Below are 15,397 nucleotides of genomic sequence, written 5' to 3' on the forward strand. Positions count from 1 at the left end.
TTCTCCTTAGTGAGCAGTTGCAGATGTTTGTGGAATTGAGGCATTCACGAATGTCTTACCAATCACTGTCTTATAAACGTTGTAGGCCATTAAGAACATGCCACTCAAGTAACAGAGGCCACCTAATAAACGAATTACGTAGAAGGGGAATGTTGCTTTTACAGATTCAACGAAGCTGTATGTCAAAGTTCCGTCTGGCTCAAAAGCTCTCCACATTAGACCTTGCATCACTCCAGCAATCCACATCGCAGCGATATACAGAACAACACCGATCGTAGCGATCCAGAAATGCACTTCAATTAAGCGTGTGCTGTACATATCCTTTTGACCAACTAAACGTGGGATCAAATAGTACAAAGAGCCGATCGTAATCATGGCAACCCATCCAAGAGCGCCTGAGTGAACGTGGCCAATAGTCCAGTCTGTGTAATGGGACAAACTATTTACAGTCTTGATCGACATCATTGAGCCTTCAAACGTAGACATACCGTAGAAAGACAGTGCTACTACCAAGAATTTCAAGATTGGATCGGTGCGCAATTTAAACCAAGCGCCAGATAAAGTCATGATGCCGTTAATCATGCCGCCCCATGATGGGGCCAATAAAATAATGGAGAACACGGTTCCCAATGACTGAGTCCAGTCTGGCAGGGAAGTATGTTGTAAATGGTGAGGACCCGCCCACATGTATGTGAAGTTCAAAGCCCAGAAGTGAACGATGGACAAACGATATGAGTAGATTGGACGCTCTGCTTGCTTAGGAATGAAGTAGTACATCATGCCCAAGAAGCTGGTGGTGAGGAAGAAGCCAACCGCATTATGGCCATACCACCACTGAACCATGGCATCTTGCACACCAGCATATGCAGAATAAGATTTCCACAGGCTTGCTGGCATTTCTAAGTTATTAAAAATATGCAGAATTGCAATGGTCAGAATGTAGGCACCGAAGAACCAATTGGAAACATAAATATGTTTTGTTTTGCGCTTCATGATGGTGCCGAAGAACACTACTGCATAAGCTACCCAAACTAATGTAATGAGCACATCAATTGGCCACTCTAATTCAGCATATTCCTTTGAAGTTGAATAACCCAAAGGCAATGTAATGGCCGCCAAAACAATAACCAACTGCCAGCCCCAGAAAGTGAAAGCAGCTAACTTGTCACAAAAAAGTCGTGCCTGACAAGTGCGCTGCACAATGTAATAAGAAGTCGCAAATAAGGCCGATCCACCAAATGCGAAAATTACCGCATTGGTATGCAAAGGACGTAAACGACCATAGCTTAACCAAGGGATATTGAGTGTGATATCAGGCCAAATGAGCTGCGCAGCGAGGATAACCCCCACGAGCATGCCCACAATTCCCCAAAGTACCGTAACGATGGCAAATTGGCTGACAACCTTGTAATTGAAGGTATCTTGATTGCTCCCCACGGTAATTCCCATGGTCTCTCCTTTTTTTGTGACCAAACAGCGACATAATCCAAATAGACTGCTGTCATTATCAAAGTAAGGTCGAGGGTGTGTTTTGATCTATGTCAAAAAGGATGCCTGCATTTACGATTTACAGAAACTGCTGTATTAAGGCGTAATTGCTAACTAATTGATAAATATAGATTTTTTAGTTAGTTATCACTAACATTTTTAGATTTAGGCGTATCGTCATCCATCAAAATCGCCTCACCCGGCCCCTCTAAATCATCAAACTGACCTGCCTTCACAGACCAGAAGAAAATCCAGGCCAAAAGACCAATTAAGAGCAATGAAATGGGGATTAAGAGAAAAAGACTTTCCATCCCTATAGTCTAGGCCTTTCTGAGTCGCCAGGCGTTCAATGTGACTGCCAGGGAAGACAAGGACATGCCGATACCCGCAATCCAGGGATTGACCCAGCCCATCATGGCCGCCGGAATAGCCAAGAGGTTGTAAACCAGAGCCCAAATCAAGTTTTCTTTAATAATCATTTGAGTTTTGTCTGCCAGCAATAGAGATTTGGCTAGAGGAGCCAAGGAGCTCGCCGTCAAAATTGCATCTGCACCTGCGGTTGCAAGCGGTGCGCCTGCACCAACCGCAATCGAAACATCTGCTTTTGCTAATAGAGGTGCGTCGTTAATGCCATCTCCAATCGCCCAAACAAAATGGCCTTCTTTTTGCAAACGCTCAATGTAGTGATATTTATCTTCTGGTGAGCAAGCGCCTTGGAAGCGATCAATCCCAACGTGATGAGCCCACCATGACACTGTTGCAGGATCATCTCCAGAAACCAAATGCACGGTGATCTTGCGAGATTTTGCAGCAGCCAATAATTTCTCGAGCCCCGCTCTCGGAGTATCTAAGAACAAAAAGCTTGCAATCAATCCTTTGTCATCAGCCAGATGCACTTGCCCATATTGCCCTTCTTGCGCAATCTGTTGAGCACCTACCCATGCCGCACCTCCCAATCGATATAAACCGGAGCTCAAGCCTTTACCCAATTGATTGGTAACAGGCTCAGCTAAGTTTTTCAGTGGGCAATTTTCAGTTTCAGCTGCACGCAACAAAGAAAGTGCCAGAGGATGTTTTTGCCCAGCCTCCATTGATGCGGCAATACCCAGTACATCTGCTCTAGAAAACTCTGAGCGCGCAATCAGCACCTCTTTTAATTCTGGCTGCCCCATGGTGAGAGTGCCAGTCTTATCCAAGACCAAGTCGGTAGTTTTGACCAAACCTTCCAGTACATGGCCGCGCACAATTAATAAACCCAATTTGGTTACGGCACCTTGGGCTGCAGCCATGGCTGTTGGAACGGCAAGCGATAAAGCGCATGGACAACTAGCAACGAGAACTGAAACTAAAACTGTCCACGCTCTGCTGGGATCGACATACCACCAAATTGCAGAAGACAGAAATGCCACGATTAATAAGAAACCAACAAAGTATCCAGCCCACTTCTCTGCCAGACTAAGCATCAAAGGCTTCGCTTGTAATGCTTGATCCAGTAATGAAGCAATGCCTGCGATACGAGTTGATTGACCTACCGCATCAATTCTCATGAGCATGGGATTCAGAATATTGTGCGTACCTGCATACACACGATCACCAATCTTTTTATCAATGGGTTTTGATTCGCCAGTCAGCAGTGACTCATCTAAAGCGCTCTCGCATTCAATCAATATGCCATCAGCTGGGACCACATCACCAGGTGGAACACGAAGCACCTCACCAGGGTTGCAATTAATAACCGGAACAATCTCTACTTGCTGAGATGCGGGATAGTTGGGCAACCTCTCACAAGTGGCGGGCAACTGTTTTGCTAAAGCCTCTGCCCCACCCTGCGCATCTTGACGTGCTAATAACTCTACATAACGTGCCGCCAAGATAAAGGCAACAAACATGGTGATGGAGTCAAAGTAGCCTTGACCTGAGCCGGTAGCAAGGTTCACGGTACCAGCAGAAAATGCTAGAGCTAAAGCTAGGGCAATAGGAACATCCATGCCCAACATATGCGTCTGACGAAATGAGGCAACGCTTCGCCATGCAGCCTGAAAAATCGGACCAGCTGAATACACCATCACTGGAACAGTGAGAGCCCAACTAGTCCAACCCAGCAAGAGGTCATACTCAGCGGTAATATCACTATCACCTACGTATGTTGGCCAGGCATACATCATGACTTGCATCATGCCTAATAAAGCAACGCCTAGTCTCGTCAGCAACTGACGGCGTTCTTTCTTGGATTTTTCAATTGACAGTGAAGGCTCAAATGGCCAAGCCTCGTAACCAATGCGCTCCACTTCAAATAGCAAACGCGCTAAGCTGGTTTGCTCAGGAGAAAACTCTGCCTTGACCTTTTGACTTACGTAATTAATCTGCACATCTTTCACGCCAGGAATGCGCCTGAGATGTTGCTCACATAACCATACACAAGCAGCACAGCGAATCTTCTCAAGTCGCAAAGTCGTTTCTAGATTACCCTCCTCACCACTGGGTCGAGTGTATCTTACCAACAAAGAGGGATCGTCATAAGGAGTAAGGCTGTCTGGAATTTCATTGGAAGCAAGGTAAGCGGCAGGCTTATCACTTGACTGTGCACGACGTGCATAGAACACTTCCAAACCTTCACCATGAATAGTTTGCGCAATTGCCATGCAACCAGCACAACAGAATTTTCTGCTGACCCCTCCCAATTCAATTTCATAAGAGTCATCCGGAAGAATAAAACTTCCACAGTGATAGCAGCTATTACTTGGCATGCTAGAGCTCATGAATATGTCATTAATTGCGAGTAAAGGACTTGCTTACCCAGCCATTGCGGCGTTCATATAGAACAAATAGAACACCCCAGATCACGATAGCGAAATATGCCCAGACCCAAGCAATTTGCGAGCTACGTGAACCTGTTAAATCAAGCACAAATCCAAAAATCGCCGGACCCAACAAACCGCCACCAAAACCCATTAAAGAATGGAGGCCCATTGCAGCACCTTTAATATTTTCTTGCGCACTCACCACCAAACCCGCAGTTAAAGTGGCGGAGTCAGCCATAATAAAAATCGCGTGCCCCGTGGCCAAAGCAACAATTAACCACCAAGATTGTCCGGTTGATAAAGCCAGCGCCATACCAAATGCTGCACTAGTGAGCATGACAATGAAAATCCATTTTTGACGCCCTATTCTTAAGGCAATCTCATTTCCGGTAATGGATGCTGGAACACCAAAAAAGTTAATGACACCAGCAAGGGTGGTAGCGGTTAAGAGAAAAGAGTCGCCAGTCGTGATTGCACAGAAAGCAAAAAAGGCAACCAACCAGCTACGAGAAGCAAATAGTTCAATCGAATGTACGGTGTAACCAAAAATAAATCCTGAAGCTGTTTTGTCTTGCAAAACTAAGCGCCATTTTTCCACCGGAAAAATATCATGCAATCGAATATGAATAGGGCCATGCCATTTTTCATGAGTGAGTGCAGGGATAAATATCAGCACAATCAATAATGCGATAAATGGACCTAAGGCAATGATTCCAAAAACATAACGCCAACCTAAGCCATCCAATATCCAGCCTGAGCAAAGATATGAAAAGCCAGTACCAATACCAAAGAACGCGGTATAAAAAGCAATGTGGCGGCTCAACTCTCCAGTCTTAATGCGATCAGAAAGAATCTTTAAGCCAGGCATATAGGTGCCCGCTAAACCAGCCCCATTAATCGCCATAAAGATCAGGGCAGTCCAGAAGTTATAAGCAAGGATCCCCATGCCAAGTAATCCACAGGTAGCTAAAAGACCACCTACAAGATAGACTTTTTTTGCATCGACACGATCTGTCAACGCTGTTGCCAAGGGAACCATCAGCATATAGCCGAAGAAAAAAGCGCTCGCAATTAAACCTGACTGCAAATTACTGAGATGCCATTCATCTTGCAATGTTGTTAACACGACAGCGTAGCAAGCGAAACCTAGTAATGCACAGGTTTGCGCCATCAGCATGAAAGGGGTGTAACCGGTAGGTTTAAAGCGCATAGGGCTTATTGCTGACTACGACCTGGTGAATCCTGGAAGCCATTCGAACGGAAAGTGAGAACAAGAGTATCCCTATAGCCGTGAGGACCTAAGGGCTGAATGGGAGTCGACTCATGAATCATGCGCTCATCATTCATGAGCAATAAAGACCAAGGTTCAGAAAGTGTAAATCTCAAACCAGCAGAACCATTTGCATCAAAAATGCGAGTCTCACCACCCTTAATGCCAACTCGATTGAGCAAAAAGACAGCTACAAAATCCACGCCATCACGATGCGCACCTTCGGGAGTTGGGCGGCCAATTCCATCAGTCGTATCAATCCGAAATTGATGCGCTTCAACAAACCAGGTATTGACCTGCTTTACTCCATTCAGAATATGGGCCAGTCCCAACAAAAGAGATTGCCAGGCAGGATTATTCGTGAGCTGAGCCTGCGAGGGTTCAAACCAACGCTCGATACCGCCATGCAAGGCGTTGTAGTCAACAGACTGCCAATGGGCACGATGCGGCACTATAGCCAGACTGCCACCCTTTATCTCGAAGCTTGAATGGCGTCGAAATCGATAGCGCCCACCATCTTTTAGATACGGATCACGTGGCAAACCTTCCCAAAACTGGTTGAGACTTAAGAGCTGCTCTAGATCCACATGGGCTATTTTCGCCACATCCTGTGCGGATAGGACTGCATAACCCTGCTCTCGCAAAGATTGGGGCAACTCTTTGACGGGAGTCAGCGGGGGCAACAGGCTTGAGAGATTCATAGGCTTATTTTAGGCGTTTAGCAATCAACTTAGGAATGCAAATTCAAACGGCCACGCACCTCTCCTACATGCCCCTTTAAGTCGTATAGCTCTTTTGCGTCCAGCATGGACACCTTGATATTGCCCACCCTTCTCTCAATATCCGCCAATTCCTTAAAGTTCTTTTCCTTCAGGTCTGGATTAGCGGCATTTTTCTCTATCACCTTTAGCTCTTCATAAACTCTAGATAACTTGAGTCGCAATAACAAATTCTTGGCTGCAGGAATATAGGTAAACAAGGGAATAAAAATCACTAACAGTGGGATAACGATTTTTGCAAATCGCCCAATCCAGACTGCAGTCCAGAAAGGTAAATGGCGATGCAATAAAGAAGGTCCGTCCTTCATATAGATTTCTGCATCCACATGCAAAGGAAAATCAAGCCCGGTGCCCGATGGAAACTCTCCTGGCTTTTGTAAATAGGCATAGGACTTCAAAATATCGTAAGTGTCGCCAAGCAATAATGTCACCAAAGCAGGACTGATGCCCTCCTTACCTACCAAAGTAGCTGTTGCTGCCAAGACCTGAATATCTTGGCGAGGCAAGTCATACGCAATACTGACCACTCCACGCGGGACTGTTACCTTAGAAAGAAATGGGAATAAATGAACATAAGCTTCAGCCTGCTCAAAACTCATTAAGCGGATGCCGGGAGTTTCGTAAAAATTTTTAAGTAAAGGTGCTTCAGCAGCGCTCACTAAAAAAATGGCGTCCAACTCCCCTTTTTTGAACTTTTCTAATGCCTCCAGTGGCTTGAGCTTTTCAGCGCGAATATCGTTCATACCGATTCCGCTTACCTCCAGCAATTTCGAGGCTAAATTTAAGGTGCCACTTCCTTCATTGCCGATGGAGACGCGCTTGCCTTTCAGTTGACTCAGCAGACCCAAGCGACCAGCCTCGTTAGGAAAACTAGCCTCTCGATACCAAACCCATACAGGCTCATAAAACAGTCCTGCAATAGAAACCAGGTTGGGATGTTGAGATAAATCTGCCACTCCACCTTGAACCATTGCAAAATCGATACCTGAATGCGGATCATTTAATAAGGCCAAGTTATCACTTGTGCCACCAGTGGTTCTCAAGCGCAGAGAAATTCTTTCCTCAGCAAGCTCTTTCTGAAGTCTTTCACCAAACTGCTGATACAAGCCAGTAGGAAAGCCTGTTGCCAATTCGATGGACCTGGGGGGTGGTGGCACCAAAACCCACAAGGTGGCAAAAAGTATCGCCACCAGTACTAAAAAGGCTACGCCGAATGCGATAGGGTTATAGATATTTTTGCGTATGAAGTCCATAAGAATTCTTCTTGTTTTTGCCATTATGCCCCGAGCCCACAGATCAAGAGCGGAATGAATTCATCCCGATTCATTTAGGATAAGATGAATCTTTTAAAAGAACCCTTAGGATCGAAATGAACTCAAACCTCAATAAGGTAGCTCTGGTTACAGGAGCTGGAACGGGTATCGGCAAGGCGGCTGCAAAAGCGCTGCTCAAGGGCGGCTTTCAAGTTGTCTTAACTGGCAGAAACCTTGAGAAGCTAAATAAAGCCATTCAAGATATTGGCGGAAATAGCCAAAACTGCTTAGCTCTTGCCTGCGACGTGGGTAGACCAGAACAAGTAAAGCAGTTATTTTCAGAGATCAAAAAACATTTTGGCCGCATTGATGTGCTCTTTAATAATGCGGGTATGGGTGCTCCAGCAATCCCGATGGAAGAGATCAGTTACGAACAATGGATGAACGTGGTCAACGCAAACCTTTGCGGGGCTTTTCTTTGCTCGCAAGAAGCAATTCGTATGATGAAGGCGCAATCACCTCAAGGTGGCCGCATTATCAACAATGGCTCGATCTCCGCGCATGCGCCACGCCCAATGTCTGCTCCTTACTCATCTACTAAGCATGCCATCACCGGACTAACTAAGTCCATTGCCCTAGATGGTCGCCCGTTTAACATTACCTGCGGTCAAATCGATATTGGTAATGCGGGTACTGAAATGACCATCCCTATGGCTGCCGGAATTTTGCAAGCCGATGGTTCAAAGAAGGCTGAGCCATTAATGGACGTGGATCATGTTGGGCAAGCTGTACTGCACATGGCTCAACTGCCTCCAGAGAGCAACATTCTGACAATGACCATCATGGCAAGCAATATGCCATTTGTTGGCCGAGGCTAGTTAAGGCCTAACCTGATCGATCAATATGCGGGCATCTGTCGTGCCCACTTTGATGGTTTGCGCAGCAGAAATCAAGTCACCAGATTCTGGCATTGCCATACCCGTTTTGGAGATGCGCACCTCAACTGATACCTCAGGTAATTGAGAGATCAAGGCATTTGGACTCATTGCTAAAGCATCATTTAAAACAAAGCTCACCGGGAATGTAGTCACTGGGGTTTTGAGAACTGCTACTGGCATACGTTCGCCAGGCTTACGAGCAATCACCATCAAAGTATCGCCTGCATTGACTTTGGATTGCAGTGCGGAAGATATTCCTACTCGCCCGCTCACCCCTCGATTATTAATCGCTGGTGTAGCAGCTGGTGCTAACCCACCCTTGCTGCGAGCTTCAGCAATAGAGCCGGCAATTGCACGCGCCTCATCTGTTTCAGGAGGCAATTGCTTTTCTAGTTTTTCCCAATATTGCACTGCGGCTTTGTAGTTTTGTGCATTAAAAGCTGCAGTTCCAGAAAGCCACAAGGCCAATAAATTATTTGGATCCAGCGCCAAAGCTTTATTCAGTAATTGCTGTGGTTTACCAGCAAAGTTACCATTCGCATTGGCTGCCAATACATCGGCATAGTCAGCCAATAGCTGTGGATCAGTATCCACAAAAGAGCCGGCACGAGCATAGGCTTTTGCGGCCTCAGCATTTTGACCCAAAATTCGGTAGGAGCGTGCCAGCATGGCCCAGCCCTTTAGATTGTCAGGCTCTTTCTCCATCTTGGCGGCAAACTCAGTCACCATCTTTTCAACAGCCTCTTGGGTCATTGGCTGCTCAGCACTCTTTTCAGCAATTCGAGCGGCATCACCAAGATAGAAATACAGCCCCGCTGAAAGTAACACTACAAACAGACAAATCCCAACGATAGTTTTCTTTGGGGAACCCAATACAGCGAGATCATCCGCCTCATCCGTATCTTGAAAAAGGCGTTGACGCATTTCTGCATGAGCTTGCTCATAATTATCAGCATCAACCGTGCCTGCCAAACGATCAGCCTCGAGCTTATCGAGCTCCTCCCGATAAATAGCAGCATTCATCTGACGACGGGAAGTTTCTGATTCTTTGGCTGGAAAAAATAATGGGCGTAGCAATAACACCAAGACCAAGATCAACAAAAGGAGGGCGGGTATTAAAAAACTAGTCATGTGCATTTTCTGTTGAACTGGATTTTGCATCCCGAAGTAATGCATCAATACGACGATTGTCCTCTGCGGACAGCGTAGTACTTGGCACACTTTGATTTCTGCGGCGTAGATAAACCAACAGACCAATAATGCCAGCAAGCAAAATCACAAAAGGGCCAATCCATAAAAGCCAAGTGATCGGTTTAACTGGCGGGCGATACAAGACAAAGTCGCCATAGCGCTCCACCATAAATTCCCGAATTTGTTTATCGGTTTTGCCTTCGCTAATCAAAATCCGAATTTCTTTACGCAAATCATTTGCTAAATCAGATCGTGATCCCGCAAGCGATTCATTCTGACAAACCAGGCACCGCATTTCTTCTGAAATGGTAATAAGACGCTGCTCGGTAACTGGATCATCCGCAAGCGGAACAGCATCTTTAGCTGAAGCGATATTGATCGTGCAAGCAATCACAATACTTGTAAAAGTCGATAGGATTAGCCTATGCAATATCACTTGAGCTCACCCAACAAAGGAATAATCTTCTTGTTCAATAGCTCCATGGTGATTGGACCGATATGTTTGAACCGAATTACTCCGCTCTTATCAATAACATATGTTTCTGGAACACCATACACACCATAGTCAATACCAACGCGGCCGTTAGCATCAAAAGCAGATAAAACGTAGGGGTTGCCTTGGCGAGCCAGCATGGCCATCGCATCTTCACGCTTGTCTTTGTAATCCAAGCCAATAATCGGCGCGACACCCAGCTTACCCAACTCAACCAAAACGGGATGCTCTTCACGACAAGCAACGCACCAAGAGGCCCATACGTTCAAAATCCAGGGCTGACCTTTCATACTCTCTGGCGAAAAGGTTTTTTGGGGATCAGCCAATTGGGGCAATTCAAAAGCTGGGGCTTGCTTACCAATCAGTGGTGAAGGTATTTCATGTGGATCGCGATTCAAGCCTATCGCTAAAAATCCAACCAAAATTACAAACAAGAAAAGTGGAATTAAAAACTTGGCTTTCATGCTGCAGCTTTCCGCAATTTCATACGGTAACGCTTATCCGATATTGCTAGAACGCCACCCAGAGCCATCAATAGACAACCGCCCCAAATCCAATCGACAAAAGGCTTGTAATAGACGCGTACAGCCCATGCTTTATCTTCGAGCTCTTCACCCAAGGAGACATAGATATCTCTAGTGAGGCCTGCATCAATTGCAGCTTCAGTCATTGGCATAGTGGAAGAGAAGTAGCTTCGTTTTTCTGGGTACATCGTGGCTTCTAACTTCCCATTACGGGAAAGCAAGAAAGTGCCTCGCATTGCGTTGTAGTTTGGGCCCGGTACAGTACCAACCCCTTGAAGCTGAATTTGATAGCCACCAACACTGACACTTTCACCAGGCAGCATACGTACGTCTTTTTCTTCTTGGTACGCACCGACCATGGTGACGCCAATAACGAATACTGCTATACCTAGATGCGCTACCTGCATACCAATAAAGGAACGTGTAGGCTTACCTGCTTTTGCTTGACGAATGATCTGCAAAACGCCCGAGGAGATTACCCAGAATGCTAATAAGAAACCAAGACTGCTGAGCCAGGTGAATTCACCCATGGTGAAGGGAATCAAAGCGGCAGCAATCACCGCCACTAGAGCTGCAATCCACAAGCGCTTAATGACATCAACAAGATTAGAGTTCTTCCAACTGGTCCAAGGCCCAATTCCCATTAAGACCAGCAAAGGAATCATGATGGGCACAAATACACTATTAAAGTATGGAGGACCTACTGAGATCTTTCCTAGGTGCAGAGCATCGATCAGCAAGGGATAGAGCGTACCCAAGAGTACAGATGCAGCAGAGGCCACCAAGAAAACATTGCCGAGCAAAATAAAGGTTTCGCGGGAGGTGAAACTGAACTTACCACCCAGCGTGCTTTTGGGAGCGCGCCAAGCGTAGAGAGTTAAAGAAGAGCCCACTACCAGCACCAAGAAAATCAAAATAAAGATGCCGCGCTTAGGGTCAGTCGCAAATGCATGCACTGAAGTGAGCACTCCAGAGCGCACTAAGAATGTTCCTAAAAGTGAAAGTGAGAAAGCCGTAATAGCCAAGAGTACTGTCCAACTCTTAAATCCACCACGCTTCTCAGTAACCGCAAGTGAATGTAACAAAGCAGTGCCAACTAACCAAGGAATGAATGAAGCATTCTCAACAGGATCCCAGAACCACCAACCGCCCCAACCCAATTCGTAATAAGCCCACCAAGAGCCTAGTGCAATACCCAGAGTTAAAAATACCCAAGCAGCTGTTGTCCAAGGACGTGACCAGCGTGCCCAAGCAGCATCAAGGCGACCAGATAATAAAGAAGCAATTGCAAATGCAAAGGCTACTGAAAAGCCAACATAACCCATATACAACATTGGCGGATGAAATACCAATCCTGGATCTTGTAAGAGCGGATTAAGAGATCGCCCCTCCTGAGCAGCTGGCAACAATCGCTCAAAGGGGTTAGAAGTTAAGAGAACAAATAAGAGTAGTCCAGTAATAACCAAGCCCAAGACACCAATGACACGAGCCACCATAAACTCATCCAAGGCTTTGGAAAGTTGGGCTACTAAAAATGTCCAAGTTGATAGCAAGAAAACCCACAACAATAGAGAGCCTTCGTGACCACCCCAGACCGCACCCAAACGGTAGATGACTGGCATTTGTGAGTTGGAATGATCTGCAACATAGAGCACAGAAAAATCATTCGTATAAAAGCTCCACGCTAAGATGATGAAGGCAATAGCGAGCAATAAGAAAACAGTTTGCGCAGCTGGCCTGGCTAACAAAATCCATTCACGGCGACTTTGATGCGCGCCGACCAATGGAAGAATTCCCTGAAGAATGGCAACACATAAAGCCAGGATTAACGCGTAATGCCCAAACTCAGGAATCATTGTTTATTTCCATTTTTTTGAGCCTGATCCAAGGCATGCTTGGCCTCTGGTGGCATGTAGTTCTCATCATGCTTAGCCAGCACTTCGCTAGCAACAAATTGTCCATCGGGATTTAGGCGACCTTGGATAACTGCGCCCTTTCCTTCTTTAAATAAATCCGGAAGAATGCCTGTATAGGCAACAGGAATATCTTTCGCCATATCGGTAATCACAAAGTGCACAGTCAAACCATCTCGCTTCACTGAACCATCTTTGACCATGCCGCCAATCCGGAAGACTTGACCAGCCGGTGACTTACCAGCAGCAACCTCGCTGGGGGTGACATACAAAGCAATATTGCTATTGAGCGCATTCAAAATCAATGTTGCTGCGATGCCAATGGCAATGAGTGCACCAACAATAATGGCAGCCCGTTTATGTCTTGGTTTCACTTACCGCCCTTTTGATCAAACTGTTCCGCCATCACTTCACGCTGAAGTCTTCGCACAATTACTCTGTGTCGCGCCCGAACAGCCAAGGGCTCAAGTAAGAGTACCAAGGCACAAACGCCAAAGCTACTCCATACATAGAGCGCATAACCACCCATCGCAAAGAATTCAGCCGGACTATTCCACATTAACGCTTTACCTCATTTAATTGCTTAACCCAGTCAGTATGAGCCTCGCGCTCCAAAATAATGGCGCGCACACGCATTAACCCTACTGCGATTGAGTACATCCAGAAGCATAAAGCCATTAATAACATTCCCCACAGCATGGTCTGGGCCATTGCCGGAGCCTTGGTTAAGGAAACCGAGGCGCCTTGATGCAAGGTATTCCACCATTTCACTGAAAAATAAATGATGGGGACATTCACTACGCCAACTAAAGCCAAAATTGCCCCTGCTTTGTCAGCACGGCGAACATTATCAATCGATGCTTGCAGGGCAATAAATCCAAGGTATAGAAAGAGCAGAATTAACTCGGAAGTTAAGCGTGCATCCCATACCCACCAAGCACCCCACATGGGCTTGCCCCAGAAGGCCCCAGTCCATAGGGATAAAAAAGCCATCCAGGCACCGATTGGTGCGAGCGCCTGAGCCATCATGGCCGACAGACGCGCATTAAATATCAAACCTAATCCCGCCCAGGCGGCCATCACTAAGTAGATGAACATCGACATCCAGGATGCAGGTACGTGAACAAAAATAATGCGATAACCTTGACCTTGAACAGCATCTACCGGAGCCACAAAAAAACTGACCCACAATCCAGCAAGGCCAAAAATAATCGTTAGCGCCCAAAACCAAGGAATCATTTTTCCAGCAAGCGGATAAAAGGTGCTCGGGCTCGAGAATTTGAACCAGTTAATGATGCGACTAGAAGATGGATTGTTTACATTACTCATTCGATAGCAATCTTTACTGCAATAGCACTGACCCAAGGGATAAATGCTAATGCCAAAATCAATAAGGCGCCCAATAGGGAGAAATGTCCTGTGATATCAAGCCCTACGCTGCTAGCGTACACAGCACCAGCACCAAAAATCAATACGGGAATATACAGCGGCAAAATCAGTAGACTCATTAAAACGCTGCCACCCCTTACTCCTAGAGTTAAAGCAGCTCCAATCGAACCCACCAAAGATAAAACCGGCGTTCCCAACAATAAAGATGCCATTAAGACCTGCAAAGACTGCGCATCTAAATCAAACTGAATTCCAATCACCGGCGCCAGCAAGACTAAAGGCAGTCCGCATACCAACCAATGGGCAAGCACTTTGCCAAACACCGCTACTGTAAAGGAATTTGGGGACAAGACCAATTGCTCTAGAGTGCCATCCGCGTAATCAGCTGCGAACATCCGCTGCAAACCAAGCAAGGTGGAAAGCAAGGCAGCAACCCAAATGACGCCGGGCGCAATTTTTCTTAGTAAAGCGGTATCAGCCCCGATGCCCAATGGGAACAAGCTAGTTACGATGACAAAGAAAAATAATGCAGTTAAGACCTCGCTCTTGCGACGCATCACTAGCAATAGATCACGATGAACAATGGCTACAAAGGCGTTCATAGATCCAACACTCGCAGACCAGGAATAGATAAGGGTTGATGACTGGTGAGTACTACCACGCCATTGTGCTCAAGATGCTCTGCTATCAAGCCAAGCAACTCTTGGGCTGCATGAGTATCTAGAGCATTAAAAGGTTCATCCAAAATCCAAACTTGCGCCCGTCGCGTCACCATGCGAGCCATCAAGACACGCTTTTTTTGGCCTGCAGATAAGCAATTGACTGGCAGATCTTCGCGCCCCTTCAGACCAAATCGCCATAAGGATGCAAATGCATCTTGCTCGGAAAGCAAAACGCCATCAATCGCTGCATACATACGCAAATTTTCAAGGGCGCTGAGATCCTCTTTCAAGGCATCGCGATGACCTAAAAATAAGAGCTTGCCGTGATACTCCGATGCCGCTTCTTTAATGGAATGGCCATTCCACAAGATGTCACCAGACTCTGGGGAAGCTAAGCCGGTAAGTAAACGTAAAAGACTTGTCTTACCAACCCCATTCTCACCCCGAATATGGAGGCACTGACCGGTAAGGACCTGTACATTTAATCCTGAAAACAGGGTCCGCTCGCCTCGCACGCAAGTAATCTCCCGAGCCTCAAGAGCTACATTTGGAGATGCTGGGAAGGAAGAATAAGTGGCTGTCATCGGAAGAAATGGCTTGAATCAAACCACCCCAGGCATTGTCCAAGACCCACTAGGGACTGTCAAACGACCTAAAACAGCAATTAGAGAATAAATCTCTTTTAATTCAAGCGCT

16 protein-coding genes are annotated in these 15,397 nt (G+C 46.2%); 1 reads left to right on the forward strand and 15 read right to left on the reverse strand.

Translation table 11 applies throughout. The annotated features are described in order from the left end of the window. Window positions 1–6: 6 nt before the first annotated feature. The 6 genes from ccoN to A2X74_RS01535 form a co-directional block, all read right to left on the reverse strand. Entirely contained in the window at window positions 7–1,449 is a 1,443-nt protein-coding gene (ccoN, locus tag A2X74_RS01510; protein WP_293627716.1) for a cytochrome-c oxidase, cbb3-type subunit I, read from the reverse strand. 179 nt (window positions 1,450–1,628) lie between these two features. Then, a complete protein-coding gene (ccoS, locus tag A2X74_RS01515; protein ID WP_293627718.1) occupies window positions 1,629–1,799 on the reverse strand; it encodes a cbb3-type cytochrome oxidase assembly protein CcoS in 171 nt (56 codons plus the stop codon). 9 nt (window positions 1,800–1,808) lie between these two features. Further along, window positions 1,809–4,235: a heavy metal translocating P-type ATPase gene (locus A2X74_RS01520; protein WP_293627720.1), complete on the reverse strand. Its 2,427-nt coding sequence runs from the start codon at window positions 4,233–4,235 to the stop codon at window positions 1,809–1,811. A 22-nt stretch (window positions 4,236–4,257) separates the two neighbouring features. Beyond that, the gene (locus A2X74_RS01525) at window positions 4,258–5,499 is read right to left on the reverse strand and encodes an MFS transporter (RefSeq protein WP_293627722.1); all 1,242 of its coding nucleotides are present in this window, start codon (window positions 5,497–5,499) and stop codon (window positions 4,258–4,260) included. A 5-nt stretch (window positions 5,500–5,504) separates the two neighbouring features. After that, window positions 5,505–6,260: a 2OG-Fe dioxygenase family protein gene (locus tag A2X74_RS01530; RefSeq protein WP_293627724.1), complete on the reverse strand. Its 756-nt coding sequence runs from the start codon at window positions 6,258–6,260 to the stop codon at window positions 5,505–5,507. A gap of 29 nt (window positions 6,261–6,289) precedes the next feature. Further along, window positions 6,290–7,591 carry a TAXI family TRAP transporter solute-binding subunit gene (locus tag A2X74_RS01535; RefSeq protein WP_293627726.1) on the reverse strand — a complete coding sequence of 434 codons (1,302 nt, stop codon included), beginning with the start codon at window positions 7,589–7,591 and terminating at the stop codon, window positions 6,290–6,292. A gap of 116 nt (window positions 7,592–7,707) precedes the next feature. On the opposite strand from A2X74_RS01535, the gene A2X74_RS01540 reads away from it, so the two are divergent. Next, the gene (locus A2X74_RS01540; protein WP_293627728.1) at window positions 7,708–8,469 is read left to right on the forward strand and encodes an SDR family oxidoreductase; all 762 of its coding nucleotides are present in this window, start codon (window positions 7,708–7,710) and stop codon (window positions 8,467–8,469) included. On the opposite strand, the gene ccmI is transcribed toward A2X74_RS01540, so the two are convergent. Genes ccmI through ccmA form a run of 9 tightly spaced genes read right to left on the reverse strand, consistent with a single transcriptional unit; the run spans window position 8,470 to window position 15,285 of the window. Next, complete coding sequence (gene ccmI, locus A2X74_RS01545) at window positions 8,470–9,660, reverse strand: c-type cytochrome biogenesis protein CcmI (protein WP_293627730.1); 1,191 nt, start codon at window positions 9,658–9,660, stop codon at window positions 8,470–8,472. It abuts the gene before it with no gap. Further along, window positions 9,653–10,156 (reverse strand): cytochrome c-type biogenesis protein, encoded by a 504-nt coding sequence (locus tag A2X74_RS01550; RefSeq protein ID WP_363925298.1) that lies wholly within the window; start codon window positions 10,154–10,156, stop codon window positions 9,653–9,655. The genes ccmI and A2X74_RS01550 overlap by 8 nt, the downstream gene beginning before the upstream one ends. Then, the gene (locus A2X74_RS01555; protein ID WP_293627732.1) at window positions 10,153–10,677 is read right to left on the reverse strand and encodes a DsbE family thiol:disulfide interchange protein; all 525 of its coding nucleotides are present in this window, start codon (window positions 10,675–10,677) and stop codon (window positions 10,153–10,155) included. The genes A2X74_RS01550 and A2X74_RS01555 overlap by 4 nt, the downstream gene beginning before the upstream one ends. Beyond that, window positions 10,674–12,593 carry a heme lyase CcmF/NrfE family subunit gene (locus A2X74_RS01560; RefSeq protein ID WP_293627734.1) on the reverse strand — a complete coding sequence of 640 codons (1,920 nt, stop codon included), beginning with the start codon at window positions 12,591–12,593 and terminating at the stop codon, window positions 10,674–10,676. Before A2X74_RS01560 ends, A2X74_RS01555 begins: the two co-directional genes overlap by 4 nt. Beyond that, window positions 12,590–13,024 (reverse strand): cytochrome c maturation protein CcmE, encoded by a 435-nt coding sequence (gene ccmE / locus A2X74_RS01565; protein WP_215386455.1) that lies wholly within the window; start codon window positions 13,022–13,024, stop codon window positions 12,590–12,592. The genes A2X74_RS01560 and ccmE overlap by 4 nt, the downstream gene beginning before the upstream one ends. Then, window positions 13,021–13,209 (reverse strand): heme exporter protein CcmD, encoded by a 189-nt coding sequence (gene ccmD, locus A2X74_RS01570; RefSeq protein WP_215301703.1) that lies wholly within the window; start codon window positions 13,207–13,209, stop codon window positions 13,021–13,023. The genes ccmE and ccmD overlap by 4 nt, the downstream gene beginning before the upstream one ends. Then, window positions 13,209–13,979, reverse strand: a complete 771-nt coding sequence (ccmC, locus tag A2X74_RS01575) for a heme ABC transporter permease CcmC (RefSeq protein ID WP_293627739.1) — start codon at window positions 13,977–13,979, stop codon at window positions 13,209–13,211. The genes ccmD and ccmC overlap by 1 nt, the downstream gene beginning before the upstream one ends. After that, window positions 13,976–14,641: a heme exporter protein CcmB gene (gene ccmB / locus A2X74_RS01580; RefSeq protein ID WP_293627741.1), complete on the reverse strand. Its 666-nt coding sequence runs from the start codon at window positions 14,639–14,641 to the stop codon at window positions 13,976–13,978. Before ccmB ends, ccmC begins: the two co-directional genes overlap by 4 nt. After that, window positions 14,638–15,285: a cytochrome c biogenesis heme-transporting ATPase CcmA gene (gene ccmA / locus A2X74_RS01585; RefSeq protein WP_293627742.1), complete on the reverse strand. Its 648-nt coding sequence runs from the start codon at window positions 15,283–15,285 to the stop codon at window positions 14,638–14,640. The genes ccmB and ccmA overlap by 4 nt, the downstream gene beginning before the upstream one ends. Between the last annotated feature and the right edge of the window lie 112 nt (window positions 15,286–15,397).

Origin of the sequence: Polynucleobacter sp. GWA2_45_21, assembly GCF_001830325.1 — a bacterium.
Lineage (GTDB): Bacteria > Pseudomonadota > Gammaproteobacteria > Burkholderiales > Burkholderiaceae > Polynucleobacter.

Bases quoted from the DNA above. Each gene is read 5' to 3' on its own strand.
- ccoN (WP_293627716.1), bottom strand. From the start codon at position 1,449: ATGGGAATTACCGTGGGGAGCAATCAAGATACCTTCAATTACAAGGTT.
- ccoS (WP_293627718.1), bottom strand. From the start codon at position 1,799: ATGGAAAGTCTTTTTCTCTTAATCCCCATTTCATTGCTCTTAATTGGT.
- A2X74_RS01520 (WP_293627720.1), bottom strand. From the start codon at position 4,235: ATGCCAAGTAATAGCTGCTATCACTGTGGAAGTTTTATTCTTCCGGAT.
- A2X74_RS01525 (WP_293627722.1), bottom strand. From the start codon at position 5,499: ATGCGCTTTAAACCTACCGGTTACACCCCTTTCATGCTGATGGCGCAA.
- A2X74_RS01530 (WP_293627724.1), bottom strand. From the start codon at position 6,260: ATGAATCTCTCAAGCCTGTTGCCCCCGCTGACTCCCGTCAAAGAGTTG.
- A2X74_RS01535 (WP_293627726.1), bottom strand. From the start codon at position 7,591: ATGGACTTCATACGCAAAAATATCTATAACCCTATCGCATTCGGCGTA.
- A2X74_RS01540 (WP_293627728.1), top strand. From the start codon at position 7,708: ATGAACTCAAACCTCAATAAGGTAGCTCTGGTTACAGGAGCTGGAACG.
- ccmI (WP_293627730.1), bottom strand. From the start codon at position 9,660: ATGACTAGTTTTTTAATACCCGCCCTCCTTTTGTTGATCTTGGTCTTG.
- A2X74_RS01555 (WP_293627732.1), bottom strand. From the start codon at position 10,677: ATGAAAGCCAAGTTTTTAATTCCACTTTTCTTGTTTGTAATTTTGGTT.
- A2X74_RS01560 (WP_293627734.1), bottom strand. From the start codon at position 12,593: ATGATTCCTGAGTTTGGGCATTACGCGTTAATCCTGGCTTTATGTGTT.
- ccmD (WP_215301703.1), bottom strand. From the start codon at position 13,209: ATGTGGAATAGTCCGGCTGAATTCTTTGCGATGGGTGGTTATGCGCTC.
- ccmC (WP_293627739.1), bottom strand. From the start codon at position 13,979: ATGAGTAATGTAAACAATCCATCTTCTAGTCGCATCATTAACTGGTTC.
- ccmB (WP_293627741.1), bottom strand. From the start codon at position 14,641: ATGAACGCCTTTGTAGCCATTGTTCATCGTGATCTATTGCTAGTGATG.
- ccmA (WP_293627742.1), bottom strand. From the start codon at position 15,285: ATGACAGCCACTTATTCTTCCTTCCCAGCATCTCCAAATGTAGCTCTT.